Source organism: Streptomyces sp. NPDC048331 (assembly GCF_043201215.1).
Taxonomy (GTDB): Bacteria; Actinomycetota; Actinomycetes; order Streptomycetales; family Streptomycetaceae; genus Streptomyces.
In genome coordinates, this window is the sequence record NZ_JBICYT010000015.1 from 140,322 (window position 1) to 166,127 (window position 25,806).

27 protein-coding genes are annotated in these 25,806 nt (G+C 71.9%); 12 read left to right on the forward strand and 15 right to left on the reverse strand.

What is annotated here, in order from left to right; all coding sequences use genetic code 11:
- Positions 1–3: 3 nt before the first annotated feature.
- From ACGFYY_RS22535 to ACGFYY_RS22555, 5 genes are all read right to left on the reverse strand, one after another.
- On the reverse strand, positions 4–1,269 hold the full coding sequence (locus tag ACGFYY_RS22535; protein ID WP_393711736.1) for an alpha/beta hydrolase family protein: 1,266 nt from the start codon (positions 1,267–1,269) through the stop codon (positions 4–6).
- Between the two features lie 87 nt (positions 1,270–1,356).
- Positions 1,357–1,674 carry a hypothetical protein gene (locus ACGFYY_RS22540; RefSeq protein ID WP_393711738.1) on the reverse strand — a complete coding sequence of 106 codons (318 nt, stop codon included), beginning with the start codon at positions 1,672–1,674 and terminating at the stop codon, positions 1,357–1,359.
- A 98-nt stretch (positions 1,675–1,772) separates the two neighbouring features.
- On the reverse strand, positions 1,773–1,988 hold the full coding sequence (locus ACGFYY_RS22545; protein WP_030727007.1) for a hypothetical protein: 216 nt from the start codon (positions 1,986–1,988) through the stop codon (positions 1,773–1,775).
- 29 nt (positions 1,989–2,017) lie between these two features.
- Positions 2,018–2,869 carry an arylamine N-acetyltransferase gene (locus tag ACGFYY_RS22550; RefSeq protein ID WP_393711741.1) on the reverse strand — a complete coding sequence of 284 codons (852 nt, stop codon included), beginning with the start codon at positions 2,867–2,869 and terminating at the stop codon, positions 2,018–2,020.
- Between the two features lie 48 nt (positions 2,870–2,917).
- The gene (locus ACGFYY_RS22555; RefSeq protein WP_030727013.1) at positions 2,918–4,060 is read right to left on the reverse strand and encodes an NADH-quinone oxidoreductase subunit D; all 1,143 of its coding nucleotides are present in this window, start codon (positions 4,058–4,060) and stop codon (positions 2,918–2,920) included.
- 31 nt (positions 4,061–4,091) lie between these two features.
- Here ACGFYY_RS22555 and ACGFYY_RS22560 point away from each other — a divergent pair, with 31 nt between their 5' ends.
- Both ACGFYY_RS22560 and ACGFYY_RS22565 read left to right on the forward strand, forming a co-directional pair.
- Positions 4,092–4,583 (forward strand): PH domain-containing protein, encoded by a 492-nt coding sequence (locus ACGFYY_RS22560; protein WP_365271153.1) that lies wholly within the window; start codon positions 4,092–4,094, stop codon positions 4,581–4,583.
- Positions 4,580–6,013, forward strand: coding sequence for a PH domain-containing protein (locus ACGFYY_RS22565; protein WP_393711744.1), 1,434 nt, complete (start codon positions 4,580–4,582; stop codon positions 6,011–6,013). The genes ACGFYY_RS22560 and ACGFYY_RS22565 overlap by 4 nt, the downstream gene beginning before the upstream one ends.
- 63 nt (positions 6,014–6,076) lie before the next feature.
- Here ACGFYY_RS22565 and ACGFYY_RS22570 read toward each other — a convergent pair whose 3' ends face one another.
- Both ACGFYY_RS22570 and ACGFYY_RS22575 read right to left on the reverse strand, forming a co-directional pair.
- Positions 6,077–6,751: a response regulator transcription factor gene (locus ACGFYY_RS22570; RefSeq protein ID WP_365271150.1), complete on the reverse strand. Its 675-nt coding sequence runs from the start codon at positions 6,749–6,751 to the stop codon at positions 6,077–6,079.
- 17 nt (positions 6,752–6,768) lie between these two features.
- Positions 6,769–7,971, reverse strand: coding sequence for a sensor histidine kinase (locus ACGFYY_RS22575; protein WP_393711747.1), 1,203 nt, complete (start codon positions 7,969–7,971; stop codon positions 6,769–6,771).
- A gap of 154 nt (positions 7,972–8,125) precedes the next feature.
- On the opposite strand from ACGFYY_RS22575, the gene ACGFYY_RS22580 reads away from it, so the two are divergent.
- Positions 8,126–9,067 (forward strand): SAM-dependent methyltransferase, encoded by a 942-nt coding sequence (locus tag ACGFYY_RS22580; RefSeq protein ID WP_393711796.1) that lies wholly within the window; start codon positions 8,126–8,128, stop codon positions 9,065–9,067.
- A gap of 151 nt (positions 9,068–9,218) precedes the next feature.
- On the opposite strand, the gene ACGFYY_RS22585 is transcribed toward ACGFYY_RS22580, so the two are convergent.
- On the reverse strand, positions 9,219–10,769 hold the full coding sequence (locus tag ACGFYY_RS22585; RefSeq protein ID WP_365271138.1) for a M28 family metallopeptidase: 1,551 nt from the start codon (positions 10,767–10,769) through the stop codon (positions 9,219–9,221).
- Between the two features lie 242 nt (positions 10,770–11,011).
- Complete coding sequence (locus ACGFYY_RS22590) at positions 11,012–12,139, reverse strand: DUF5937 family protein (protein WP_393711749.1); 1,128 nt, start codon at positions 12,137–12,139, stop codon at positions 11,012–11,014.
- Positions 12,140–12,337: 198 nt separating this feature from the next.
- On the opposite strand from ACGFYY_RS22590, the gene ACGFYY_RS22595 reads away from it, so the two are divergent.
- Complete coding sequence (locus ACGFYY_RS22595) at positions 12,338–12,547, forward strand: hypothetical protein (RefSeq protein ID WP_109778950.1); 210 nt, start codon at positions 12,338–12,340, stop codon at positions 12,545–12,547.
- A 47-nt stretch (positions 12,548–12,594) separates the two neighbouring features.
- Here ACGFYY_RS22595 and ACGFYY_RS22600 read toward each other — a convergent pair whose 3' ends face one another.
- The 5 genes from ACGFYY_RS22600 to ACGFYY_RS22620 are packed head-to-tail and all read right to left on the reverse strand — an operon-like array spanning position 12,595 to position 18,039.
- On the reverse strand, positions 12,595–13,404 hold the full coding sequence (locus ACGFYY_RS22600; protein ID WP_314242474.1) for a type III pantothenate kinase: 810 nt from the start codon (positions 13,402–13,404) through the stop codon (positions 12,595–12,597).
- Between the two features lie 3 nt (positions 13,405–13,407).
- The gene (gene nadC / locus ACGFYY_RS22605) at positions 13,408–14,376 is read right to left on the reverse strand and encodes a carboxylating nicotinate-nucleotide diphosphorylase (protein ID WP_365271179.1); all 969 of its coding nucleotides are present in this window, start codon (positions 14,374–14,376) and stop codon (positions 13,408–13,410) included.
- 2 nt (positions 14,377–14,378) lie between these two features.
- The gene (locus ACGFYY_RS22610) at positions 14,379–16,130 is read right to left on the reverse strand and encodes an L-aspartate oxidase (RefSeq protein ID WP_365271131.1); all 1,752 of its coding nucleotides are present in this window, start codon (positions 16,128–16,130) and stop codon (positions 14,379–14,381) included.
- Positions 16,127–17,131, reverse strand: coding sequence for a pantoate--beta-alanine ligase (panC, locus tag ACGFYY_RS22615; protein WP_393711753.1), 1,005 nt, complete (start codon positions 17,129–17,131; stop codon positions 16,127–16,129). Before panC ends, ACGFYY_RS22610 begins: the two co-directional genes overlap by 4 nt.
- Positions 17,128–18,039, reverse strand: a complete 912-nt coding sequence (locus ACGFYY_RS22620) for a DUF2520 domain-containing protein (RefSeq protein WP_365271128.1) — start codon at positions 18,037–18,039, stop codon at positions 17,128–17,130. The genes panC and ACGFYY_RS22620 overlap by 4 nt, the downstream gene beginning before the upstream one ends.
- Positions 18,040–18,150: 111 nt before the next feature.
- Here ACGFYY_RS22620 and ACGFYY_RS22625 point away from each other — a divergent pair, with 111 nt between their 5' ends.
- The 7 genes from ACGFYY_RS22625 (at position 18,151) to ACGFYY_RS22655 (ending at position 22,145) form a co-directional block, all read left to right on the forward strand.
- Positions 18,151–19,281 (forward strand): threonine aldolase family protein, encoded by a 1,131-nt coding sequence (locus tag ACGFYY_RS22625; RefSeq protein WP_393711756.1) that lies wholly within the window; start codon positions 18,151–18,153, stop codon positions 19,279–19,281.
- A gap of 240 nt (positions 19,282–19,521) precedes the next feature.
- Positions 19,522–19,707, forward strand: a complete 186-nt coding sequence (locus tag ACGFYY_RS22630; protein ID WP_030389722.1) for a DUF397 domain-containing protein — start codon at positions 19,522–19,524, stop codon at positions 19,705–19,707.
- Between the two features lie 97 nt (positions 19,708–19,804).
- Positions 19,805–20,368: a hypothetical protein gene (locus ACGFYY_RS22635; protein WP_393711798.1), complete on the forward strand. Its 564-nt coding sequence runs from the start codon at positions 19,805–19,807 to the stop codon at positions 20,366–20,368.
- Positions 20,369–20,382: 14 nt separating this feature from the next.
- Positions 20,383–20,547: a hypothetical protein gene (locus ACGFYY_RS22640; protein WP_030727064.1), complete on the forward strand. Its 165-nt coding sequence runs from the start codon at positions 20,383–20,385 to the stop codon at positions 20,545–20,547.
- 102 nt (positions 20,548–20,649) lie between these two features.
- Positions 20,650–21,102: a BlaI/MecI/CopY family transcriptional regulator gene (locus tag ACGFYY_RS22645; RefSeq protein ID WP_393711759.1), complete on the forward strand. Its 453-nt coding sequence runs from the start codon at positions 20,650–20,652 to the stop codon at positions 21,100–21,102.
- An 11-nt stretch (positions 21,103–21,113) separates the two neighbouring features.
- Positions 21,114–21,644 carry an amino-acid N-acetyltransferase gene (locus tag ACGFYY_RS22650; protein ID WP_365271123.1) on the forward strand — a complete coding sequence of 177 codons (531 nt, stop codon included), beginning with the start codon at positions 21,114–21,116 and terminating at the stop codon, positions 21,642–21,644.
- A gap of 165 nt (positions 21,645–21,809) precedes the next feature.
- On the forward strand, positions 21,810–22,145 hold the full coding sequence (locus ACGFYY_RS22655) for an Lsr2 family protein (protein ID WP_030009902.1): 336 nt from the start codon (positions 21,810–21,812) through the stop codon (positions 22,143–22,145).
- A gap of 4 nt (positions 22,146–22,149) precedes the next feature.
- Here the strand turns inward: ACGFYY_RS22655 and ACGFYY_RS22660 are convergent, their stop codons facing one another.
- Positions 22,150–22,782: an SCO3374 family protein gene (locus ACGFYY_RS22660; protein ID WP_393711762.1), complete on the reverse strand. Its 633-nt coding sequence runs from the start codon at positions 22,780–22,782 to the stop codon at positions 22,150–22,152.
- 462 nt (positions 22,783–23,244) lie between these two features.
- Between ACGFYY_RS22660 and ACGFYY_RS22665 the strand changes: the two genes are divergently transcribed.
- Positions 23,245–25,770, forward strand: a complete 2,526-nt coding sequence (locus ACGFYY_RS22665; RefSeq protein WP_033219171.1) for an ATP-dependent Clp protease ATP-binding subunit — start codon at positions 23,245–23,247, stop codon at positions 25,768–25,770.
- The last annotated feature ends 36 nt before the right edge of the window (positions 25,771–25,806 follow it).

A 25,806-nucleotide genomic window follows, 5' to 3' on the forward strand; every position in this document is an offset into this window, starting at 1 on the left:
CGCCTAGCCGGTCCGGCCCTGGCGGATCGCGTCGAACCAGCGGACCACCTGCGGTGCCGAGCGGACCGCGGTCGCCGTGTGGTCGGCGTCCGGGCCCTGGTCCACGACCTTCGCCCGCACCCCGTTGCGGGCCAGGTCGGCGGCGCAGGCGCGGGAGTTGGCGATCGGGACGTCGGTGTCGCCCGCGCCCGCGTAGAGGCGTACCGGGGCGGCGGGCTTCCAGTCGCAGACCCCGTCGTTCTCCCGGACGGCCTCCAGCAGGGCGCCGTGCGGGCTCCGGATGTTCTCGGCCCACTGCGGGGTCAGCAGCTCCTGCGGCGTCGCCGGGAGCGCGGTCACGATGTCCTCCACCGGGTGGCTCCCGTCGAACAGGCCTTCCACAGCCTGTGCGTAGGGCGCGCGGAACACCTCGGCGGGGTCCTTGTACAGCGGGTGGAGCCGGTTCTGGGCCGTCAGGAAGTACGAGAGGTAGAAGACACCGACGCGCGGATCGACCCGGCCGTCGGTGAGCCCGGGGAACTCGGTGCCGAGCAGGTCGTGCGGCCCGGCCATCGGGGCCAGCGCCCGCAGCCGCAGGCCGTCCCGCCCGCGGGAGAGCTCGCGGCCCAGGGCCATCGCCACCTGACCGCCTTGGGAGAAGCCGGTGGCGTACACGTCCCCGCTGACCGGGCGCCCCAGCCGGTCGGCGGCGGTGCGGGCGGCCTTCAGCATGTCGACCGAGGCCGTGACCGCGGACCGGGTGTCCATGTACGGGTGGCTGCCCGGGCCGCCGCCCAGACCCAGGTAGTCGGGGGCGGCGACGGCCCGACCGGCGGAGGCGTGCAGGTAGGGGGTGAGGCGGTTGGAGCCGGGGCCACCGGACGGGGCGTCGTCGCGGGTGGCGACCGTGCCGTGGGTGTCGGAGACCAGGTCGAGGCGGTGCGGGCCGCCGCGCGGCAGGACGAGCAGCCCGGTGGCGGTGGTGGGGCGGCCGTGGGGGTCCACGGTGGCGTAGGTCAGCCGGTAGGCGCGCACGCCGTACCGGACGGTCGCGGGGTCGATGCCCAAGGTGCCGAGTTCGGCGACGACCTGCTCGCGGTCGAGGGTGTCCAGCGGGACGACGGAGAGCAGTCCGCCCCGGGCGGGGGAGGCCGTCGCGGCCTGTGCGGCGGGCGCGGCGATCGCCGCCGGGACGGCGACCCCACCCAGTACGGCGGCGAGGGCCACCGCCGCGGCGCCGCGCCTCAGCCACTGCCGGCGCCGCTGCTTGCTGTGCTGCGTGATCGTCATGCCGGGAACGCTACGGACGTGCGCGGCGGCCCGACATCCGGGCGGCACCCGGCGGTCGAGGGGGTTAACCCCCGCCCGGCCGGGGGGTCAGGGGAAGGCCAGGACGAGCGTGAAGGCCACCAGTTCCAGAGACAGTTGCGCGGCCAGGGCGACCCGCCCCACCCGCACGGGCGCGGCCGTCGCGACGACGAAGGACACCACCACGGCGGCGAGCAGCGCCCCGAAGGCGGCGGCCGGGAACGGCACGCAGTCGGTGTCGTTCACGAAGCAACGGCCGCCCTTGTCGGTGGCGAGCGTGAGGATCTTCGCGACGAGGAGGGTGGGCAGGAACAGCAGGGCGGCGAGCCCCGAGTGCCACCGGATCCGGGACGCTGAGGCGGTGGCGGGCTGTGGCGTCGAGGTCATGCCGCCACTGTGCCGCGCGGCCGTCGTACGGTGATCCGCGCGGGTACTCAGCCCGTGCGGCCCGTCGTACTCGGTTTCCCGCCCGGTCGCCCGGTTCCTCAGAACAGCGGAAGTTGCCCGGGGTGTTCGGACAGTACGAACCCGTCCAGGGTCGGCGCGGAGGCGCCCAACACCACCCGCGCCCGGGATCCGGGGCAGGACACCAGGTCGCCGCGTCCCCGCCCGGAGGGCGGATCGTGGCGGGCGATCCGTCCGGCGGTGACGGCGCAGTCGCGGCCGCAGGAAGGGCAGGCCCGGCGGGGAGAATGGGACATGCCGCCCAGTGTGCCCTGCCGCACCGACATCAGCTCTGCTGGGAGGCCAGCCACGCCTCGTGCGCCCGCTGCACCCGGTCCCACAGCGCCGCCCGGTCCGCCGGCGTCAGGTCGTCGAGCTCCCGCCCGAAGACCGTGGCCATGACCTCGAAGAGCTCCTCCGAGGAGGTCAGTTCCCGCTGGTCGCGCCCGCCCCGCGGGTCGAGGGTCAGCAGGATCCTGCCGTGCAGGCGGTTCATGACCCCGGCGTTGCGCCGCAGCATGAAGAAGGACTGCAGGAAGGGGGAGTCCTCGGCGGTGGACAGCCTCAGGTGCTCGGCCTCGAAGTCGGCCATGGTCGCGGGGGCCGAGCGGAAGTTCATCGCCGGGAAGGGCGAGTCCTCGTTGAGGAAGGTCCAGCCCGTGTCGGGCGAGTCCGCGCTCCCGAGCGGCCGCAGACCGTACCGGAAACCGCGTTCGTAGCGGCCCTCGCGCAGGGGCAGCGGCTCGGGCGGGCCGTCGCCCAGGCCGACGTCCACGAAGTAGCTCTCCCCGTCGATCCGTACGGTCAGGGTGAGGTGGTCGCCGCTCACCTCCTGCGCGTCGCGGTCCGCGCACATGCCCCCGAAGTGGCGGGTCACGTCGTACCCGAGGTGCTCCAGCAGCGCCGCGAAGGCGCCGTTGAGGTGGAAGCAGTAGCCGCCGCGCCCGGCGCCGATGCGGCGCGCGGACAGCTCGGGGTCGATGCCCGGCGGCCGGCCCAGCTGAATCTCGGTGTTCTCGAACGGGATCCGCTCCAGATGGGCCCGCGTGAGCGCGAACAGCCCCTCCACGGAGGGGGATCCGGGTTCGGTGATGCCGATCCGCCCCAGGTACGCGGCGTATGTGCCAGAGATGATCATGGATCTACCCTAGATCCGGCATTTTCCGGCACGGAGTCGGGGGAGGGGCTACTTGTCGATGTCTCCGACCACGAAGAAGAGCGAGCCCAGGATCGCCACCATGTCGGCGACCAACTGCCCCGGCAGCAGCACCGCCAGCGCCTGGATGTTGTTGTACGAGGCGCTGCGCAGCTTCAGCCGGTACGGGGTCTTCTCGCCCTTGGAGACGAGGTAGTAGCCGTTGATGCCGAGCGGGTTCTCGGTCCAGGCGTAGGTGTGCCCCTCCGGCGCCTTCAGGACCTTGGGCAGCCGCTGGTTGATCGGCCCCGGCGGGAGGTCGTCCATCCGGTCCAGGCAGGCCACGGCCAGGTCGAGCGCGTTGTGGGTCTGGTCCAGCAGGCACTCGAAGCGGGCCAGGCAGTCGCCCTCGGTACGGGTGACCACCTTCAGGACGTCCTGGAGTTCCCCGTAGGCCAGGTACGGCTCGTCGCGCCGCAGGTCGAAGTCGACGCCGGAGGCGCGGGCGATCGGGCCCGAGACCCCGTACGCGTGCACCGCCTCGGCGGACAGGACGCCGACCCCGCGCGTACGGGCACGGAAGATCTCGTTCCCGTGGACCAGCTTGTCGTAGACGTCCATCCGGGTCCGGACGTCGGCGATCGCGGCACGGGCCCGGCCGAGCCAACCGGCCGGGAGGTCCTCCTTGAGGCCGCCGACCCGGTTGAACATGTAGTGCATCCGGCCGCCGGAGATCTCCTCCATCACGGCCTGGAGCTCCTCGCGCTCGCGGAACGCGTGGAAGATCGGGGTGATTCCACCCAGTTCGAGGGGGTACGAGCCGAGGAACATCAGGTGGTTCAGCACCCGGTTCAACTCGGCCAGCAGCGTCCGCATCCACACGGCCCGCTCGGGGACCTCCATGCCGAGCATCCGCTCGACGGCCATGACCACGCCCAGCTCGTTCGAGAACGCGGACAGCCAGTCGTGGCGGTTCGCGAGCATCACGATCTGCCGGTAGTCGCGGGCCTCGAAGAGTTTTTCCGCACCGCGGTGCATGTAGCCGACCACCGGTTCGGCACTGACGATCCGCTCGCCGTCCAGGACGAGGCGCAGGCGCAGCACGCCGTGCGTGGAAGGGTGCTGGGGGCCGATGTTGAGCACCATGTCGGTGCTCTCCGCCGCTCCGCCGATACCGACCGTGGTCTCCGTCATGCGGGCATTGTCTCAGCCCTAGGGTGGGCGCATGGAAACGGGGACAATGGGTGAGACGGACGGCCCCGCGTGGGTCGGGCTGCCCGGCGGGCTGCTCACACTGCGGCGGACGCTGCTGCTGATATGGACCGGGCTGCTCGCCGTCGTGACCGCCGTCGTGCCGGGGCTGACGCTCGGCCCGGCGTGGGCGGCCCTCGGTGCGATCTGGCTCGCGGTCCTGGCCTGGGGCTGGGTGCTCCTCGGTCGGAACTGGCGGTCCTGGCGCTACGCCGAGCGCGCGGACGACCTGCTGATCAGCCGGGGCGTGCTGTGGCGGGAGGAGACCGTGGTGCCGTACGGGCGGATGCAACTGGTCGAGGTCACCTCCGGCCCGCTGGAGCGCCGCTTCGGCCTGGCCTCCGTACAACTGCACACGGCCGCTGCGGCCAGCGACGCCAAGATCCCCGGGCTGGTACCGGCCGAGGCGGAGCGGTTGCGGGACCGGCTCACCGCCCTCGGCGAGGCAAGGTCGGCGGGCCTGTGACCTCCGGTCCGGCGGGCTCGGACCCCCGCCCCGAGGGACGCGACGCACCGACCGCGCCCGAAACCGCGCCCGAATCCGCACCCGAGCCGGCGCCCGAGATCGTGCCCGAGCCCGCGGGCGGCCCGGTGGAGCGTCGGCTGCACCCCTTCACCCCGCTGCGCCGCGCCTGGGTGCCGATCGCCGCGACCGTCGGCGTGCTCGCCCAGCAGGGCGACCAGGCCGGGAGATGGGTGGCCGACCTGCCCGCCCTCCTGCGGGTCGCCGCGGTGGCGGGCCTGATCATGGTCTTCGGCGCCTACGGATTCCTGAGCTGGTGGTTCACCCACTACGCCATCACCGACACCGAACTGCGCATCCGCAGCGGGCTCTTCTTCCGACGCACCGCGCACATCCGCCTCGACCGGCTCCAGGCCGTGGACGTCACCCGCCCCCTCCTGGCCCGGCTGACCGGCGTCGCCAGCCTCCGGCTCGACGTCATCGGCACCGAGGACAAGGACCAGCTGGCCTTCCTCGGCGAGAAGGAGGCCGTCGCGTTGCGCGCCGAGCTGCTCGCCCGCGCGGCCGGCTTCGCCCCCGAGGAGGCCGTCAGCCTCGGCGAGGCCCCCGACCGTGAGCTGCTGCGCGTGACCCCGCGCGAGATCGTCGTGTCGCTGCTGCTCAACCTCGGCGTCTGGGCCCTGCTGGTCCCCGGGCTGACCGTGCCGGTCGTCGTGTGGTGGCTCAGCTCCAGCCCGTGGGCGGCCCTCGTCGCCGTGCTCCCGATGCTCGGTGCGGTCTGGGCGGGCACCGCCGGCCGCTTCCTCACCGAGTACGACTGGCGGGTCGCCGAATCCCCGGACGGGCTGCGCCTGGACCACGGACTGCTGGACCGGGCCCACGAGACCGTGCCGCCGGGCCGCGTGCAGTGCGTACGGATCGTGGAGCCGCTGCTGTGGCGCCGGCGCGGCCTGGCCCGGGTGGAGCTGAAGGTGGCGGGCTCGAACAACACGGTCCTGATCCCCGTGGCCGCCAAGGACGCTGCCTTCGCCATGATCGCCCGGGTGCTGCCCGGCGTGGACCTGGCGGCCCTGTCCTACTCGGGCTCCCCGCGGACCGGGTCCCGCTGGGTGGTCCCGGTGTGGTGGAAGGGCTACGCGCTGGCGCTCTCCCCGGAGGTGTTCGCCGCCCGACACGGCCGCCTGTGCCTGCGTACGGACGTCGTCCCGCACGCCAAAGTGCAGAGCGTCCGCCTCACGCAAGGCCCCTGGGCCCGCGCCCGCGGGGTCGCCGACGTCCATGTGGACACCGGCGCGAACTGCACGGTCACGGCCCGGCTCCGCCGGGAGCCGGAGGCCGCGACCCTGCTGCACGCCCAGGCCGCCCGCTCCCGCACCTCGCGGGCCTCGGCCCGCCCGGACCGCTGGATGACGGCACCGGACCCGGGGGCGTAGCGGGCGGCGACGGCAGCGGGGCCGAGCGGCGCGCGGGCCGGCGGGCGCATACCGCCAGGCCGTTCAGCCGGCCCCGCCGCCCGCGCGGACCAGGCCCGTCTCGTAGGCCAGGACCACGACCTGGACCCGGTCGCGCAGCCCCAGCTTGGTCAGGATCCGGCCCACGTGGGTCTTCACCGTCGCCTCCGACAGGACCAGCCGGGCCGCGATCTCGCCGTTCGAAAGACCCTGCGCCACCAGCAGCATGACCTCGCGCTCGCGCTCCGTCAGCCGCTCGATCTCCTTGTTCCGCGGCTCCTCGGTGGTCGTCGGCAGCATCGGCGCGAAGCGGTCCAGCAGGCGCCGCGTGGTGGACGGGGCCACCACCGCGTCCCCGCTGTGCACCGAGCGGATGGCCGCCAGCAGCTCGCCCGGCGGGACGTCCTTCAGCATGAATCCGCTCGCGCCCGCCTTCAGCCCCGAGAAGGCGTACTCGTCCAGGTCGAAGGTGGTCAGGATGATCACCTTCGGGTGCTCCTCCGGCTCGCAGATCCGCCGCGTCGCCTCCACCCCGTCCAGCTTGGGCATGCGGACGTCCATCAGCACCACGTCCACCTTCGTGGCCCGCAGCACCTCCAGCGCCTCCAGGCCGTCGCCCGCCTCGGCGACGACCTCCATGTCCGGCTGGGCGGCGAGCACCATACGGAAACCGGTGCGCAGCAGCACCTGGTCGTCGACCAGCATCACGCGGATGGACATCAGTTACCTCGTCCTCGTCATCTCTTCTTCAGGGGAAGCAGTGCGCTGATCCGGAATCCGCCACCGGGCCGAGGCCCCGCGTCCAGGGTTCCGCCGACCATACCGATCCGCTCGCGCATGCCGATCAGCCCGTGCCCGGCGCCGTCCGCGCCGCCGTCCTCGTACAGCTCGTGGGCGGCGCCCCGACCGTCGTCCTCGACCAGCAGGCCGAGCCCGTCGTCGAAGTAGACCAGCCGGACGCTGGCCTTGGCGTCGGGGCCGCCGTGCTTGCGGGTGTTGGTCAGCGCCTCCTGCACGATGCGGTACGCCGTCAGCTCGACCCCGCTGGGCAGCCGGCGCGGCGCTCCCTCCACCTCGAAGTCCACCGCGAGCCCCGCCGCCCGCACCTGCTCGACCAGGACCTCGATCTGCTCGACATCCGGCTGCGGCACGTAGTCCTCGGACTCCTGGGGTTCGCCCGTGCGCAGGACGCCCAGCAGCCGCCGCATCTCGGCCAGCGCCTGGCGGCCGGTGCCGGAGATGGTCAGGAGGGCTTCCTTGGCCTGTTCGGGAGCCGCGTCCATGACGTACGCCGCGCCGTCCGCCTGGACCACCATCACCGAGACGTTGTGCGCGACGACGTCGTGCAGCTCGCGGGCGATCCGGGCGCGCTCGGCGGCCACGGCCACCTTGGCCTGGGCCTCGCGCTGGCTCTCCAGGCGCTGGTTCCGCTCGACGAGCTGGTCGTAGTAGGCCCGGCGGGTGCGCAGGGAGTCGCCGAGCACCCAGGCGAGGGCGAACGGGACGATCGCGAAGAGTACGGAGAGTGCGTTGTCGCGCAGGTTGCCCTGGTCCACCGCGAAGCGCACGGCGTACAGGGGGGAGGCGAGGCAACCGATGACGAACGCGATGCGGGACATCCGGCGCGAGATCTCGGAGGAGGCCGCGACCGTGTACAGGATGATCAGCATCGCGACGTCGGCGGGATTCGCGTCGGAGTGGGTGATCAGCTTGTAGACGCCGGCGCCGACGGCCAGCCAGAACATCGCCGGTGTCCACTTGCGGCGCAGGGCCACCACGACACTCATCGCGACCACCGCGGGAACGGCGAGCAGCCGAGCGGTGGTGTCGTCGGAATTCTCTTCGGCGAGTTGCAGCATCCCGATCCCGAAGAGGAGGACAGCCCAGAAGCTGTCGACGCCCGTCGGGTGTCTGCGGAGGAAGTCGTAGAGGCGCTGCACGTAACCCAGAGTAGGGAACGCGGATAGGTGCTGGAGTCAACCAGAGGTGCGAATCTGAGCCCCGGCGCGTACTCCCCTAGGTGGACGGAAGCATAGCCTTTGTCCGGTGAGCTCTCAGGGTGAAACGGTGACTCCGGTCCGGTGGCGCGACGCGATGGAGGCCGCGCTGTACGGGCCCGACGGCTTCTACGTGCGCCCCGGCGGGCCGGGACCCGCCGGGCACTTCCGTACCTCCGTGCACGCCTCCGCGTCGTACGCCGCCGCCGTGGCCCGGCTGCTGCGGTGGGTGGACGCCGAGCTCGGGCACCCGGCGCAGCTGGACCTGGTCGACGTCGGGGCCGGGCGGGGGGAGCTGCTGGCCGGGGTGCTCGCCGCGCTGGAGCCGGAGACGGCCGCGCGGGTGCGTCCGTACGCCGTGGAACGGGCGGAGCGGCCGGGCGGGCTCGACCCGCGGATCCGCTGGGTGGCGGCCCCGCCCGAAGGGACGACGGGCCTGCTCTTCGCCAACGAGTGGCTGGACAACGTGCCGCTGGAGATCGCCGAGGGCGGGCACTACGTGCTGGTCGCCCCGGACGGTACGGAGAGCGCGGGCGATCCGTTGGACGGCGCGGACCGGGCCTGGCTGGAGCGGTGGTGGCCCGGCGGCGGCCGTGCCGAGATCGGCCGGGCCCGCGACGAGGCCTGGGCGGCCGCCGCCGGGACCCTGGAGCGGGGCCTGGCGGTGGCGGTGGACTACGCCCACACCCGGGGCGCGCGCCCCCCGTACGGAACCCTGACCGGGTTCCGCGGCGGCCGGGAGGTCCCGCCGGTGCCGGACGGCTCGTGTGATGTCACCGCCCACGTGGCCCTGGACTCCTGCGCCGGGCCGGGGTCGGTCCTGCTGACCCAGCGCGCGGCCCTGGCGGCGCTCGGGGTCTCGGGCGCCCGGCCCCCGCTGGCCCTGGCCTCGACGGACCCGGTGGCCTACGTACGGGCCTTGTCCGCGGCCGGCGAGGCGGCGGAACTCACGGACCGCGGCGGGCTGGGCGCCTTCGGCTGGCTGGTCCAGCCGGTCGGCGTCCCGGCCCCGCCGTGGCCGGGGGCCACGGCGGTGTGACGTCGAGCGCGTCGCGTTCGCCACGGTCACCTCTTCGGCCGCACGACGCGTCCGGGCTCCGCACTCGACGCCGGCGAGGGGTGTCCGGCGGACGTGCGGAGGGCCGGGATCCAGTGGTGGATCCCGGCCCTCCGTCTCACCTGCTCACCACCTAGCGGGTGACCTCGTCGTGGCCCTGGTGCAGGCCGCCGCCGCTGCCCGTGCCGCCCGTCGGCTGGGAGACGACCGGCTTCGACAGCGGGGCCAGGTCGTGCGCGTAGTGGCCGACCGCGTCCGCGATGACGTCGACGTTGATGTCGAGCGCCTTCTGGTCGATGTTGGTGATGTCGTCACCCTTGCCGTGGTAGTTCACGTCGTAGGCGACGCCCGCCTGGCCGCCGAACTTCGCGGCCTGCTCCGGGGTCTTGATGCCCTCGGCGCCGGTGAAGGTACCGCCGGACGGGATGCCGACCTCGATGAAGGGGCCGTAGTCCGAGCGGCCCGAGAAGTCCGTGCCCTCGTGCGGGATCTTCTTGGAGTCGAGGAAGTCGTTGATCCCCTTCTCCAACTGGGCGGAGCCCGTGGGGCCGGGGCCCGAGCCGGTCGCGTCCGAGTCGTCGCCGTCGTAGACGAAGTAGGCGGCGTTCGGCGAGGCGATCATGTCGAAGTTCAGATAGAGCTTGATCTGCTTCTTCTGCTCGTCCGTCAGTCCGGCGACGTACGCCTCGGAGCCGAGCAGGCCGAACTCCTCCGCGGACCACCAGGCGAACTTGACCTTGTTCTTGACCTTCTTCTGCTCGCTCGCGAGCCGCTGGGCGACCTGGAGGATGCCCGCCGAGCCGGAGCCGTTGTCGTTGATGCCCGGGCCGGCCGCGACCGAGTCGAGGTGCGAGCCGAGGAAGACGGTGTTGTTCTCGTCGCCGCCCTTGGTCTCGGCGATGACGTTGAAGGTCTTGCGGTTCTCACGCAGCTCACGGATGTCGAGGGTGAGCTCGACCGGACCGGCGGCGGCCTCGGCGGTGAGCTTCTCGCCGTCCTCCTGGGTGATGCCGCCCGTCGGGATCTTGCCGAGGTTCGGGTCACCGAGGGTGCCGTTGAGGGCGCCCGCGGTGTTGTTGAAGATGACCGCGCCGACGGCGCCGGCGTCCGCCGCGTTCTGCTGCTTCACCGCGAAGGTGCAGCCGCCGCGCTTGACCAGGGCGATCTTGCCGGTGAAGGCGCCGGAGGCGAAGTCGCCCGGCTCGCAGCCGTTCGTCCCGTCCGCGTCGACCGGGGCGACGGCGACCTGGGCCGTCACACCGCCCTCCGGGGAGTTCGCCGTGTAGGTCATCAGGTGGATCGGGACGTCGCGCTCGTTCGCGCCGCCCACGGTCAGCTTCTCCTCGATCGTCTCGACGAAGACGAAGTCGAACTCGTTGCGGGTGACCTTGTACCCGGCCGCCTTCATCACCGCCTCGATGTACTTGGCCGACTGCTCGTGGCCCTTGGATCCGGCCGCGCGGTTGCCGTTGTTGTAGTCGGCGAGCGACTGGAGCACCTTGAGGTGGTTGTAGGCGCCCTTGCCGGTCGCGTCCTTGACCAGCTTCCGGGCGAGCGCGTCACCCCGGGCGGCGTCGCTCTGCGGACTTCCGGTGGCTCCGGCCGGTCCGGCCAGCAGCAGCGGTGAGACGAGGGCTACGGCTGCCAGGGCGGCGGTTGCTGCGGCTATACGGCGTGAGGGCATGAAGGTCCTTCCACGGCAAAGGCGAGCAGGGCAGGGCGGAGCAGGGCACAGCGAGGCACAGCGTGGCGGAGCTGGGTGGAGCGCGTGAGCGTAAGTGGTGTGCGTTACGTGGGGGATCGGTGGACGCACGTTAGACAGCAAGTGGCCACCATGGCCAGAGTTTTCGCTGATTCCGGTTTATGAATTCCGTATATCGGTGAATCTGGGCCGCCCGAATCAGGCCAACCGCGCGACGGTTCGTCCTAGCGAAGGATGCCCTCGATGAAGTCCGACCCGATGCGCGCGACCGCCGGCAGGTTCAACTGGTGCTGGGCGTACCGGCCCTGACGCCGCGTGTGCATCAGACCGGCCTTCCTCAGGACGGCCAGATGCCGCGACACCTCCGGCGCGGTGATCCCGTACACGGTCGCCAGCTCGCTCGTCGTGAACGGGGCCCGGGCCAGACTCCGGCACAGCATCATCCGCATCGGATGCGCCAGCGCCTCCATCCGCCGCTGCAGCAGCTCCACCGAGCCGGGCTCGGAGCTCAGTTCGGGGGAGCCGAGCGGATAGTGGACCACCGGCCGCCAGCCCGGCGCGTGCAGCACCAGCAGATGCGGCCAGCCGAAGTTGGTCGGTACGAAGACCAGGCCGGCGCCTATTCGGGGGTCGGTCGCGGTCGTCGATCCGTGGACCATCTTGTCGGCGGTGATGGTGGTGCCGCCCGCGTCGACGCTCAGCGCCGCCGAGACCTCCTTCAGCACGGTCGGCAGCCCCTTGCGGCGCAGCACCTCCGTCTTGTGTCGGGCGTCGGCGCTCTGGCCCGGCTCCACGCGCTTCCACGTCTCGGCGAAGAAGGCCTCGTCGCAGTCCTCCAGAAGACGCCGCATCCACACCCGCACCGAGGCCGTGTCGTCGAGCAGCCGCATGGAGAAGTCCAACTGCCGCGGCCCGCGGGCGGCGGCCGTCTCCAACGCCTTGGCCCGCGCCGCCGGGTTGTCCAGGGGCGAGGAGGACGGGCCGCCCTCGTCGTAGAGCGCCAGCCAGCACTGCTCCAGCGCGGCCCGCACGAACCGCTCGTCGTCCAGTCGGTCCAGTACGTCCAGCGCCTCGGCCAGCGTCGCGGCCGGCCTGCCGGTCCCGCCGGGCAGCCCGGCGAACGGCATGAAGATGTCGGAGAACGAGCTGCGCCACATGAAGTCCGCCTCCAGCAGCCGGTCCGCGAGGCACGGATCGAGCGAGGCGGCGGTGGCGGTCGTCCAGGAGGCCAGCCCCGGGTGGTGCGCGGGCTGGGAGAGCGCGTGCAGGGCCATGCAGAGCTCGGCGAGCGGGGACGGCGCGAAAGTGATCCGCTCGGTGGGCAGGCCTGCGATGTCGATGGTGACGCTCATCAGGCCATTCTGTCGTTCCGCGCACCCCGGCGACGTCGGGGTGGGTCCCTTCGTCCCGCCGTACGGGTGGCCGCCGGCGGCGCGGCACGACGGCCGGACGAGTGATCGTTTCCGGCCGCGGAGGCGCTTTCGAGCCGTCGATTGACGGGGAACGTCAACTGTCGTGCGGGATGCCGCCGACGGGGTGAGGCTTGAGTCATGACCGCCATCGAGCAGTACATGATCGACACCTACCGGGCCTCCCAGCAGGGCGCCCCGATGCCTCCGCCGCCCGGCCGCGACGACGTCGCCGTGCTCCGCTCGCTGCGCACGTACGAGCAGGCCAGAGCCGTCATGGACGGCAGACCCGCCCGCCACCCCTGGCGTGCCGCCCTGCGCCGGATATTCGTCCGCCCGCGGGCGTGCTGATCCGGCGGGGGCCCGAGCCGGAACCGGCCCGGGACCCCGCCGCCCCTCTACTCGAAACTGGGCGCGTTGCGCTGGTACACCAGCCGCAGCCCGATGAGCGTCAACCACGGCTCGTGGTCGTCGATCACCGAGGACTCGCCCAGCACCATCGGAGCCAGCCCGCCCGTCGCGATGACCCGCACGTCGTCCGGGTTCCCGTGCGGTCCGGCCAGCTCCTTCGCCATCCGGGTCACGACCCCGTCGACCTGTCCCGCGAAGCCGTAGACCACGCCCGACTGCATCGCCTCGACCGTGGACTTCCCGATCACGTTGCGCGGCCGCGCCAGCTCGATCTTCCGCAGCTGGGCACCCCGCACGCCGAGCGCGTCCATCGAGATCTCGATGCCCGGCGAGATCACCCCGCCCACGTACTCACCCCGCGCCGACACCGCGTCGAAGGTGGTCGCCGTACCGAGGTCGACCACGATCGCCGGACCCCCGTAGAGCTCGACCACCGCGACCGCGTTCACGATGCGGTCCGCGCCGACCTCCTTCGGGTTGTCCATGAGGATCGGCACACCCGTCTTGGTGCCCGGTTCCACGATCACCGCGGGTACGTCGCCGTAGTAGCGGCGGGTCACCTCGCGCAGCTCGTGCAGGACCGACGGCACCGCCGAGCAGATCGCGATGCCGTGGATCCCGTCGCCCAGCTCGCTGCCGAGCATCGGGTGCATGCCCATCAGCCCCTGCATCAGCACGGCCATCTCGTCGGCCGTGCGCTGCGGGTCGGTCGAGATGCGCCAGTGCTCGACGATCTCGTCACCGTCGAACAGGCCCAGGACCGTGTGGGTGTTGCCCACGTCGATGGTGAGGAGCACGGGTTACACCGCCTCGCGCAGATCGAGCCCGATGTCCAGGATCGGCGAGGAGTGGGTCAGCGCGCCGACCGCCAGGTAGTCCACGCCGGTCTCCGCGTACGCGCGGGCCGTGTCCAGGTTCAGGCGGCCGGAGGACTCCAGCACCGCGCGGCCGGCGACCAGGGCCACGGCCTCGGAGGTCTGCTCGACCGTGAAGTTGTCCAGCAGGATCAGGTCGGCGCCGGCGTCCAGGACCTCGCCGATCTGCTCCAGCGTGTCGACCTCGACCTCGATCGGGACCTCCGGGAACGCCTCGCGCACGGCCTTGAACGCCTGCGCGACACCGCCCGCCGCCACCACGTGGTTGTCCTTGACCAGCGCCGCGTCCGAGAGCGACATCCGGTGGTTGACGCCGCCGCCGCAGCGCACCGCGTACTTCTCCAGCGAGCGCAGGCCCGGCGTCGTCTTGCGGGTGTCGCGGACCTTCGCCGAGGTGCCCTCCAGCACGTCGGCCCAGCGGCGGGTGGCCGTCGCGATGCCCGACAGCCGGCACATGATGTTCAGCGCGCTGCGCTCCGCCGTGAGCAGGTCACGGGTGCGCGAGCGCACGGACAGCAGCAGCTGCCCTGCCGTGACCGTGTCACCGTCCTCCGCGTGCCGCTCCACCTCGAAGGCCTCCGTGCACACCACGGAGAACACGGCCTCGGCGATCCGCAGACCGGCCACGACACCGTCCTCGCGCGCGACGAAGTCGGCGACGGCCTCGGCCTCCTCCGGCACGGTCGCCACCGTCGTCACGTCCACACCGCCGTCCAGGTCCTCCGACAGCGCCATGTGCGCGATGTCCTCGACCTCGATCGGGTCCAGGCCGGCGTCGGCCAGCAGCTGCGCCAGCGCCGGGTCCAGGCCGGTCTCCTCACCGTCGCCGCAGGCGCAGTCGTCGCCGCAGCCGCCGTCGTTCTGGTCGATCAGGGGAAGTTCGGGGGTGCTCACGGTCACTGCTCCAGGCTCGGGGTGCTCAGGGGGTGCACGGACGGGAAGTCCGCGGAGTCGGTGGGTACGACGACCAGGGCGCGCTTCTCGGTCGCCGAGAGCCGGACGACGAGATGGCGGCGCCAGTGCGCATCGTCCCGCTCGGGGTGGTCCTCGCGCCAGTGGCAGCCGCGGGTCTCCACCCGCCGCTGCGCCGCGGCGACCAGGACCCGCGCCACGCACAGCAGGTTCGTGGCCTCCCAGGTGTCCACGCCCGGCTCGGCGGTCTTGCCGTGCGCTTCCAGGTCGTTCAGAGCCGTGGCGTACAGCGCTTCGAGGGCGTCGGCCGCGGCGCTGAGCGAATCGGCGGAACGGAGCACGCCCGCCCCCTCCGTCATGATCCGCTGGACCTCGAACCGGGCCGCGCCGGGCTGCAGCGGACCCGTCGCCGGGACCGGTATGCCCGGCCCGCTGCCGGCGGCGCGCTCGGCGACGATGTCCTCGGCGATCCGCTCGGCGAAGACCAGCCCCTCCAACAGGGAGTTGGAGGCCAGCCGGTTCGCGCCGTGCACACCGGTGCAGGCGACCTCGCCGCAGGCGTACAGGCCGGGGACCGTGGTCCGTCCGTGCAGGTCGGTCCGGACACCGCCGGACGCGTAGTGCGCGGCGGGCGCCACCGGGATGGGCTCGGTCACCGGGTCGATGCCGTGGGAACGGCAGGCGGCCAGGATGGTCGGGAAGCGCTGCTCCCACATCCGCGCGCCGAAGTGCCGGGCGTCGAGGTACATGTGCTGCGCGCCCTGCTCCTGCATGCGGCGCATGATGCCCTTGGCGACGATGTCGCGGGGCGCCAGCTCGGCGAGCTCGTGCTGCCCCTGCATGAAGCGCACGCCGTCCGCGTCCACGAGGTACGCGCCCTCGCCCCGGACCGCCTCCGACACCAGCGGCTGCTGTCCCTCGGCGTCCGGGCCGAGGAAGAGCACCGTCGGGTGGAACTGCACGAATTCGAGGTCGGAGACCTCGGCGCCGGCCCGCAGCGCGAGCGCCACGCCGTCACCGGTGGACACCGACGGGTTGGTGGTCGCGGAGAACACCTGACCCATGCCGCCGGTGGCGAGGATCACGGCCGGCGCGTGTACGGCGCCCACCCCGTCGTGCTGGCCCTCGCCCATGACGTGCAGGGTGACACCGGCGGTACGGCCCTCGGCGTCCTGGAGCAGGTCCAGGACGAGGGCGTTCTCCACGGTCTCGATGCCCGCGGCCTGCACGGCCTCGACGAGCGCCCGGGAGATCTCGGCGCCGGTGGCGTCGCCGCCCGCGTGCGCGATCCGGCGGCGGTGGTGGCCGCCCTCACGGGTCAGTTCTATCTCGCCGGTCTCCGTGGAGGTGTCGAAGACCGCGCCGGTGGCCATCAGCCGCCGTACCGCGTCCGGGCCCTCGGTGACGAGCAGCCGGACGGCCTCCTCGTCGCACAGGCCCGCACCGGCGACCAGCGTGTCGTCGAGGTGCTGCTCCGGGGTGTCGCCCTCACCGAGGGCCGCCGCGATCCCGCCCTGGGCCCAGCGGGTGGAGCCGTCGTCGAGCCGGGCCTTGGTGACCACGACCGTACGGCGGCCCCCGGCGGCGCAGCGCAGCGCGGCCGTCAGGCCCGCCACGCCGGAACCGACGACCACGACGTCGGCGTCGAGGGACCAGCCGGGGGCCGGTGCGTGCAGCCGTATGCCGGTGCCCGCGCCTGCCCCGCCCGACGGGATGCCTCTGCCTGGGGTGCTCACGAGTGCGCTCCGAATTCCAATGGGATGTTGTCGATCAGCCGGGTCGCGCCCACCTTCGCGGCGACGGCCAACACGGCCTGCCCGGTGAAGTCCTGACCGGTCTCGGTGAAGTCCAGCGGATCCACCAGCGCCAGATAGTCCAGCACGAGCGGCGGCTCGTGCCGGCCCGCGTCCTCCAGGACGTGCAGCGCGGCGGCCCGTACGGCGTCCGGCAGCCCGGTGCCGGCGGCGGAGACGGCCGCCGAGACGGCGTGCGCGTCGGCGGAGGCACGGATCTCGCCGAGCCGGGCCAGGGCGGTGGCCCGCTCGTCGCTGGCCGGGGCGGCCTCGGCGCGGGCGCGCAGCGCGGCCTGTGCGGCGAGCCGGTCGCGCCCGGCGAACAGGGCCCGGGACAGGGCCAGGGCGGTGTGCCGCTCGGCGGTGGAGAGGTAGCGGTTGCGGGACGACAGCGCGAGCCCGTCCTCCTCGCGGACGGTCGGTACGCCGACCACCTCGACGGGGAAGTTCAGGTCGGTCACCATCCGCCGGATCAGCGCCAGTTGCTGCGCGTCCTTCTGGCCGAAGAGCGCCAGGTCGGGGCGGGTGAGGTGGAGCAGCTTGGCGACGACGGTCAGCATGCCGTCGAAGTGCCCGGGGCGGGTGGCCCCTTCGAGGCGCCCGCCCATCGGGCCGGCGGTGATCCGCACCTGCGGGTCGCCGCCCGGGTAGACCTCGTCGACCGCGGGGGCGAACACCGCGTCGGCGCCGGCCTCTTCGGCGATCGCCAGGTCCGCGTCGAGCGTGCGCGGGTAACGGTCGAGGTCCTCACCGGCCCCGAACTGCAGGGGGTTGACGAAGACGGTGACGACGACCTGCCCCTCGGGCCCGGCCAGTTCACGGGCCGTGCGGATCAAGGTGGCATGGCCCTCGTGCAGGGCGCCCATGGTCATCACCACGGCCCGGCGGCCGGTGCGCGCCGGCTTGTGCAGCTCCTCGACGGTGTGCAGCAGCAGGTCGGTCACCGGTCGCCTCCGTCGGACTCCGTGTCGGCGAGCACACCGAGCAGGTCCTCGGCGAGTTCGGGCTTGAGCAGACCGTGGGCGAGGGCCCGGTCCGCGGTGGTGCGGGCCATCGCCAGGTAGCCGGAGACCGCGGCCGGCGCGTGCCGGCGCAGCTCCGAGACGTGCGCGGCGACCGTACCGGCGTCCCCGCGGGCCACCGGCCCGGTCAGGGCGGCGTCACCGGAGCGCAGCGCGTTGTCGAGGGCCGCGCCGAGCAGCGGGCCGAGCATCCGGTCGGGGTGCTCCACCCCGGCCTTCGCCAGCAGCTCCATCGACTGGGCGACCAGCGTGACCAGGTGGTTCGCGCCGAGGGCCAGAGCCGCGTGATAGAGCGGACGGTTCTCCTCCGCGATCCACTCGGGCTCCCCGCCCATCTCGATGACCAGCGCCTCCGCGGCCAGCCGCAGCTCCTCGGGGGCGGTGACGCCGAAGGAGCAGCCGGCGAGCCGCTGCACGTCCACCTCGGTGCCGGTGAAGGTCATCGCCGGGTGCAGGGCCAGCGGGAGGGCGCCCGCGCGGCGCGCCGGGTCGAGCACGGAGGTCCCGTACCGGCCGGAGGTGTGCACCAGCAGCTGTCCGGGCCGGACCGCGCCGGTCTCGGCGAGGCCCTCCACCAGGGACGGCAGCGCGTCGTCGGGGACGGTCAGGAGCACCAGGTCGGCCAGCTCCAGCACCTGCGCGGGCGGTACGAGCGGCACATCGGGCAGCATCCGCGCGGCCCGCCGCACGGACGTGTCGGAGACTCCGGAGACGGCGACGGGCCGGTGCCCGGCCTGCTGGAGCGCACACGCCAGCGCGGGGCCGACGCGGCCGGCTCCGACGACGCCGACGGCGAGCCGGGCAGGGCGTGGCTGCTGTGATGGATTCACGCGGGGAGGGCCCTTCCGTTCCAGTCCGCGGGGGGTACCGGACGATACGCCGCCATGCTAGCTCCTGGGGCAGTTGGCCGGTCGGCGGCGAGTGGAGCGAGGATCTTTGCCATGAGTGACGACAGCGAGGACACCGAACGTACGAAGCGCCTGGTCGCGGCCTGGCGCGGGGCCGAGCGCAAGCTCTCCCGCAGCCTCCTGGAACCGACCGTGGGGGAGCTGCTCCACCCGCTCGCCGAAGCCCCGTACGACCTGGACGGACCGGCCGACGTCTACGGCGACGGGGTGGTCACCGCACTGGAGCGCAAGGTCGCCGAGCTGCTGGGGACCGAGGACGCGGCGTTCTTCCCCAGCGGCACGATGGCGCAGCAGATCGCGCTGCGCTGCTGGGCGGGCCGGACGGGGAACCCGGTGGTGGCCCTGCACCCGATGAGCCATCCGGAACGGTGGGAGGGGGAGGCGCTGTCGGCCGTCTCCGGACTGCGGGTGGCGCACCCCACCACGGAGCCCCGCCAGCCGTCCGCCGCGGACGTGGAGGCGCTCCGGGAGCCCTTCGGGACGCTGATGGTGGAGCTGCCGCTGCGGGACGCCGGCTTCCTGCTGCCCACCTGGGAGGAGCTGGAGGCGCTCACCGAGGCGGCCCGGGAGCGGGAGGCGGTCGTCCACTTCGACGGGGCCCGGCTGTGGGAGTCCACCGTCCACTTCGGGCGCACCCTGCCGGAGATCGCGGGCCTGGCGGACTCGGTGTACGTCTCGTTCTACAAGTCGCTCGGCGGCCTGAGCGGGGCGGCGCTGGCGGGGCCGCGGGCCTTCGTGGAGGAGACGCGGGTCTGGCGGCACCGCTACGGCGGCCAGATCTTCCGGCAGTTCCCGCAGGCCTTGGCGGCGCTGGCCGGCCTGGAACGGGAACTGCCCCGGCTGCCGTCGTACGTGGCGCAGGCCCGGACGGTGGCGGGGGCGCTGCGCTCGGCCTTCGCGGATTCGGGGGTTCCGTGGGCCCGGATCCACCCGGAGGAGCCGCACACCCACCAGTTCCAGGTGTGGCTCCCGTACGAGCCGGACCGGCTGACGGAGGCGGGCCTGCGGCAGGCCGAGGAGACGGGCACGGTCCTCTTCCGCCGCTGGTCGGCCGAGGGCCCGCCGGGCCTGGCGGTGACGGAACTGGAGATCACGGCTCCGGGCCTGTCCTGGACGGAGGCCGACGTCCACGAAGCGGTCTCGTCCTTCGTGGCCCGGATCTAGGCGGTTTCGGCGCTGTGCAGGCCTGCACGCAGCCTCGCCGGCGTTCGAGGCGCGGGGTCCGGGGCCGAGCCCCGGGAAGCGAAAGGGCGGGGCGGGGAGAGGACCGGCTGAGCGGTACCCGCACCCGCCCTGGGAAGGCAAGGGCGAAACACCGAATTCAGGAAAGTCGCCGGTGCGGACCGGCCACGGCGTTACCGTCATTGACGGCAATTACCGGCCACCGCGCCCGGAGGAGACACCATGACCACTCAGCCCGCGTGGCGGAAGTCCTCGTTCTGCAGTGAGGGTGACGCCTGCGTCTACGTCGCCACCGCCCCCGGGGCCCTCGTCAAGGTGGCCGACCGCGCCGACCCCGCCCACCTCGTCCTGGCCACCACCCAGGCGGCCTGGGCCGACTTCCTGCGGGCGGTCAAAGAGACCGGCTGAGGGACCCGCCGAGCGCGCCGCGTCCGCGATCAGGGGATTTTGTCCGATTAGCGCGTATCTTCGGCCCATGCCCACGCCCTACGGATCCCGCGGCGGCATGGCGTTCAGCGCCGCTGAGCTGCACCTGCTCAGGCGCCTCCTCGCCCACGCCCTTCAGTCCTCCTCGGCCCCCCTGGCGGCCGGGGAGGTCCAGGACTGCCTGCGCCTCGCGCAGTCGGTGGACGAAGCGGTCCAGGAGGCGGGCCGGCTCAGAGCGTTCCTCCTCGCCGACCTCGCCCGCTACCGAGGCGCCCTGCCCGGCAGCCTCTCCGGCTACCTGGAGCTGTTGCAGGACGCCCTGGCCGCCGGGTACGAACCGGAGCCCGACGACCTCGCCGCCCTGCGCGCGCTCCGCGCCAATCCGGTCGCCGCCGCGCTGCTGGAACGGGTACGCGGGGTCGCGGAGCGCTCCGTACGCAGACGGCTGTCCACCGCCCCCGCGCCCCGGACCCGGCTGCTGGCCCTGGCCGGCGGCAAGGAGAAGGACGACCAGCCGGCCCGCCCGGCCCCCCACCCCAAGGAGCCGCCGCGTCCGGAGCGGCCGATTCCGACCCCCGGTGAGGTGTTCCCGCCACGCCGCAAGCCCACCCCGCCCCCGGAGGCCGGGCTGGCCGCCGGGTAGCTACGCTGTGGGGCATGGACTATGTCTCCGCGCTCGTGCCCCCCTTCGTGATGGCCGCGTTCTTCATCGCTCTCGTCGTGACGATCGTGAAGAGCCAGGGCGGTTCCAACAAGGCCAAGGAAGACGCGGCGGTCGACGCCGTGCTCGCCCGGGCCGAGGCCACCCAGCAGCAGAAGTGACCCCGTCGGGCGTGCGGCTTCACCGGCCGCGCGCCCGATTTTCCTGCGCGTTGCCGAGCGAATAGTCGGGCAATTCCGCACAAGCCGCACTATCGTGCTGGTGTGCCTCGCCCCTTGGGAGAACTCGAAGACGCCGTCATGACACGGGTGTGGCAGTGGAACCGCCCGGTCACTGTGCGAGAAGTACTGGAAGACCTCCAGCAGGAACGGTCCATCGCGTACACCACGGTCATGACCGTTATGGACAATCTTCATCAGAAGGGCTGGGTCCGCCGGGAAGCCGAAGGCCGCGCCTATCGATATACGGCGGTCTCCACGCGCGCCGCCTACTCGGCCGCACTGATGAACGAGGCCTGGTCGACGAGCGACAACCCCGCGGCCGCCCTCGTGGCCTTCTTCGGCATGATGTCCGCGGAACAGCGGGAAGCCCTCCGGGACGCCGTGCGCGTCGTCCAGTACGACGACGGGTCGGGCGCGGACGCCGCCCCCGAACCCGCCGCTCCGCCCGCGGTCGAGGGGGAGTCCGACGAGCGCCCGCAGGAGCCGGGGCGATAACGTCCGCAGCCATGGGAGAGTTTTCCACTGCACATGCAGAAACAGTGACGATCCGCCGGGCCCGGACGCGTGATGTTCCCGCGCTGCGCCGCCTCCTCGACCAGTACGTGCAGCAGCGGATCCTGCTCGACAAAGCTCCGGTCGTCCTTTACGAGGACATCCAGGAGTTCTGGGTCGCGGAACGCGAGTCCGACGGTCAGGTCGTCGGCTGCGGCGCTCTCCACGTGATGTGGGAAGACCTTGCCGAAGTACGCACTCTCGCCGTCGACCGGGGCTTGAAGGGCGGCGGAGTCGGGCATCAGGTGCTGGAGCAGTTGTTGCGTACCGCCCGCACCCTCGGCGTGAGCCGGGTTTTCTGCCTCACCTTCGAAGTCGAGTTCTTCGCGAAGCACGGCTTCGTCGAGATCGGCGAGACCCCGGTCAAGACCGATGTCTACATGGAGCTGCTGCGTTCCTATGACGAGGGTGTCGCCGAGTTCCTCGGTCTCGAACGAGTGAAGCCGAACACCTTGGGCAACAGTCGGATGCTTCTGCACCTCTGATCGATGGCCTCAGCTTTTCCGGTGCTCCGCCCGCCCGTGGCCTATGTCCGAATCGCGTACGTTTCCCGCCCTGTTGCGGTCTCGAACCTCTCCCCGGGGGTTTGTGTTTTCCAGGCAAAAGCGGTTTCCTTTCCGCGTACTGCTTTTCGATGAAAGGAAATCCCGGTGGCACAGAAGGTTCAGGTCCTTCTTGTCGACGACCTCGACGGTGGCGAGGCGGACGAGACGGTGACGTTCGCTCTGGACGGCAAGACCTACGAGATCGACCTCACCACCGCCAACGCTGAAAAGCTCCGCGGTCTGCTCGACCCGTACACCAAGGGCGGCCGCCGCACCGGTGGCCGCGCCTCCACCGGTCGCGCCAAGGGCCGTACGGCCGTGGCGTCCGGCAACCCGGACACCGCGGAGATCCGCGCCTGGGCGAAGTCGCAGGGCCTCAGCGTCAACGACCGCGGCCGCGTACCGCAGGACATCCGCGACGCCTACGAGAACCGGGGCTGACCCGTCAGGGACTGACCCGGCCGGCCCGCGAGGGAGGCCCGGCCACGGCGCTCCGCAGGGGCGTCCGGCGCCGGAGTCGCGCGCGGTGGCATTCCGTCGCCGCCGCGGACACCAGGCGCACGAGATCGGGACCGGCGTCCACCCGCCCGGGACCGGCACCCTGTCCGGGACCGGACAGGGCAGGCAGAAGTGCCTCGCACCCCTGCTCGGGGGGCCGTAGCCACACGGCGGCCCCCCGGGGACTCCCGTCCCGTACGGCATGCCCCGGCGGCACCGGGGCGGTGATCCGGCCACCCGCACCCAGGGCGGTCAGATCGAGGGCGACCCCGCCCCATTCCAGCCAGTCGAGCAGCCCGTCCAGCTCCTCCGCGCCGCCCGCGGCCACCAGGAACCGCATCCGGCGTCCCATCAGGGCCACCGGGCCGGTGGCGAGCGGCCTGCGCAGCAGCGCGGCACCCGCGTCGGACGGCAGCTCCAGCACGTCGAACCGGATCCCGGTCACGAGCTGGGCCGGCGGCCCACCCGTGACGGTCCAGCCGAGCACGCTCCCGTACCAGGAGGCGTACGCGTCCTCCTCGGGCGCCGGGTGGGGTGGCGGCACGGTCGACGGGGCGGGCGACGGGAGAGTGACGGCCATGTCCGGAGCAACTTCCGAAACGCCGCCGGGTTACGCTCGATGTGACACACCGCACTCACCCTCGTGCGGAACGTAAACCTCCGTGGACTCCGGAGTCCGCATTCGGGACGCAACCGTGTTCGCCCTTAGCGGAGGGAACCGGTGCCACCGGCATGGAGTGTCAGTCCTTACGGGTAAGACATTCCTAGTGGATCGGGGCGACACGCTGTTTTGACGGGCCTCCGTTCGCCGTCGGCGTACACGCATGACGGGTATCTGCCTGGCCTGCGGGAACATCGTCTCGCACCATCGAGTTGGAGCAGTTGTCGGCTCTTCAAGCCGGTTTTCCCGCTGATGCAGGGGTGAGCCGTGGACGGATGTCGGCAGTTGGAATGAGCTGTCCCGCCCCACGGGACTAGCATGCGGAAGGACAGGGCGGGGACCGACCCCGAACTGCCCGACCGCTCTGAGGAGCGATAAACGATGTTCGAGAGGTTCACCGACCGCGCGCGGCGGGTTGTCGTCCTGGCTCAGGAAGAAGCCCGGATGCTCAACCACAACTACATCGGCACCGAGCACATCCTCCTGGGCTTGATCCACGAGGGTGAGGGTGTCGCCGCTAAGGCCCTGGAGAGCCTCGGGATTTCGCTCGAGGCTGTTCGCCAGCAGGTTGAGGAGATCATCGGTCAGGGGCAGCAGGCCCCGTCCGGCCACATCCCCTTCACCCCGCGGGCGAAGAAGGTCCTGGAGCTTTCGCTCCGAGAGGCCCTCCAGCTCGGCCACAACTACATCGGCACCGAGCACATCCTGCTCGGCCTGATCCGCGAGGGCGAGGGCGTCGCCGCCCAGGTCCTCGTGAAGCTGGGCGCCGATCTCAACCGAGTCCGGCAGCAGGTCATCCAGCTGCTCTCCGGCTACACCGGTGGAGGCAAGGAGTCGGCCACGGCCGGCGGCCCGGCCGAGGGCACGCCCTCGACCTCGCTCGTCCTGGACCAGTTCGGCCGCAACCTCACCCAGGCGGCCCGCGAATCCAAGCTCGACCCGGTCATCGGGCGCGAGAAGGAGATCGAGCGGGTCATGCAGGTGCTGTCCCGCCGTACGAAGAACAACCCGGTCCTCATCGGCGAGCCCGGCGTCGGCAAGACCGCCGTCGTCGAGGGCCTGGCCCAGGCGATCGTCAAGGGCGAGGTTCCCGAGACGCTCAAGGACAAGCACCTCTACACGCTCGACCTCGGCGCCCTGGTCGCGGGTTCCCGCTACCGCGGTGACTTCGAGGAGCGCCTGAAGAAGGTGCTCAAGGAGATCCGCACCCGCGGCGACATCATCCTGTTCATCGACGAGCTCCACACCCTCGTGGGTGCGGGCGCCGCCGAGGGCGCGATCGACGCCGCGAGCATCCTCAAGCCCATGCTGGCCCGTGGTGAGCTGCAGACCATCGGTGCCACGACGCTCGACGAGTACCGCAAGCACCTCGAGAAGGACGCGGCCCTCGAGCGTCGCTTCCAGCCGATCCAGGTGGCGGAGCCTTCCCTCCCCCACACGATCGAGATCCTCAAGGGCCTGCGCGACCGCTACGAGGCCCACCACCGCGTCTCCATCACGGACGAGGCCCTCGTCCAGGCGGCGACGCTGGCGGACCGGTACATCTCGGACCGCTTCCTCCCGGACAAGGCGATCGACCTGATCGACGAGGCCGGCTCCCGGATGCGCATCCGCCGGATGACCGCACCGCCGGACCTCCGCGAGTTCGACGAGAAGATCGCGGGCGTGCGCCGCGACAAGGAGTCGGCCATCGACTCCCAGGACTTCGAGAAGGCGGCGTCTCTCCGTGACAAGGAGAAGCAGCTGCTGGCGGCGAAGACCAAGCGCGAGAAGGAATGGAAGGCCGGCGACATGGACGTCGTCGCCGAGGTCGACGGCGAGCTCATCGCCGAGGTCCTCGCGACCGCGACCGGCATTCCCGTCTTCAAGCTCACCGAGGAGGAGTCCTCGCGACTGCTCCGCATGGAGGACGAGCTCCACCGTCGGGTCATCGGCCAGAAGGACGCCATCAAGGCGCTCTCCCAGGCGATCCGTCGTACCCGTGCGGGTCTGAAGGACCCGAAGCGCCCGGGTGGCTCGTTCATCTTCGCCGGTCCGTCCGGTGTCGGTAAGACCGAGCTGTCCAAGACGCTCGCCGAATTCCTCTTCGGCGACGAGGACGCGCTGATCTCCCTCGACATGTCGGAGTTCAGCGAGAAGCACACGGTTTCCCGTCTCTTCGGTTCGCCCCCCGGCTACGTGGGCTACGAAGAGGGCGGCCAGCTCACCGAGAAGGTGCGCCGGAAGCCGTTCTCCGTCGTCCTCTTCGACGAGGTCGAGAAGGCCCACCCGGATATCTTCAATTCCCTTCTCCAGATCCTGGAGGACGGTCGCCTGACCGACTCCCAGGGCCGGGTCGTGGACTTCAAGAACACGGTCATCATCATGACGACCAACCTGGGTACCCGGGACATCTCGAAGGGCTTCAACCTGGGCTTCGCGGCTCAGGGCGACACCAAGACCGGATACGACCGGATGAAGGCGAAGGTCAACGAAGAGCTCAAGCAGCACTTCCGGCCCGAGTTCCTCAACCGTGTCGACGACACGGTCGTCTTCCACCAGCTCACCGAGGAAGACATCATCCAGATCGTCGACCTCATGATCGCCAAGGTCGACGAGCGCCTCAAGGACCGCGACATGGGCATCGAGCTGAGCGGCGACGCCAAGCTCCTGCTCGCCAAGCGCGGCTACGACCCGATCCTGGGTGCCCGGCCGCTGCGCCGGACCATCCAGCGCGAGATCGAGGACATCCTGTCGGAGAAGATCCTCTTCGGCGAGCTGCGTCCCGGTCACATCGTGGTCGTCGGCAAGGAGGGTGAGGGCGAGGACGCCAAGTTCACCTTCCGCGGCGAGGAGAAGTCGGCTCTGCCCGACCTCCCCCCGATCGAGGCCACGGGCTCCGGCCCGGACCTGTCGAAGGGCGCGTGAGCGCGAGCGAGCGGTAAGGGGCGGCCCCGGGACTGA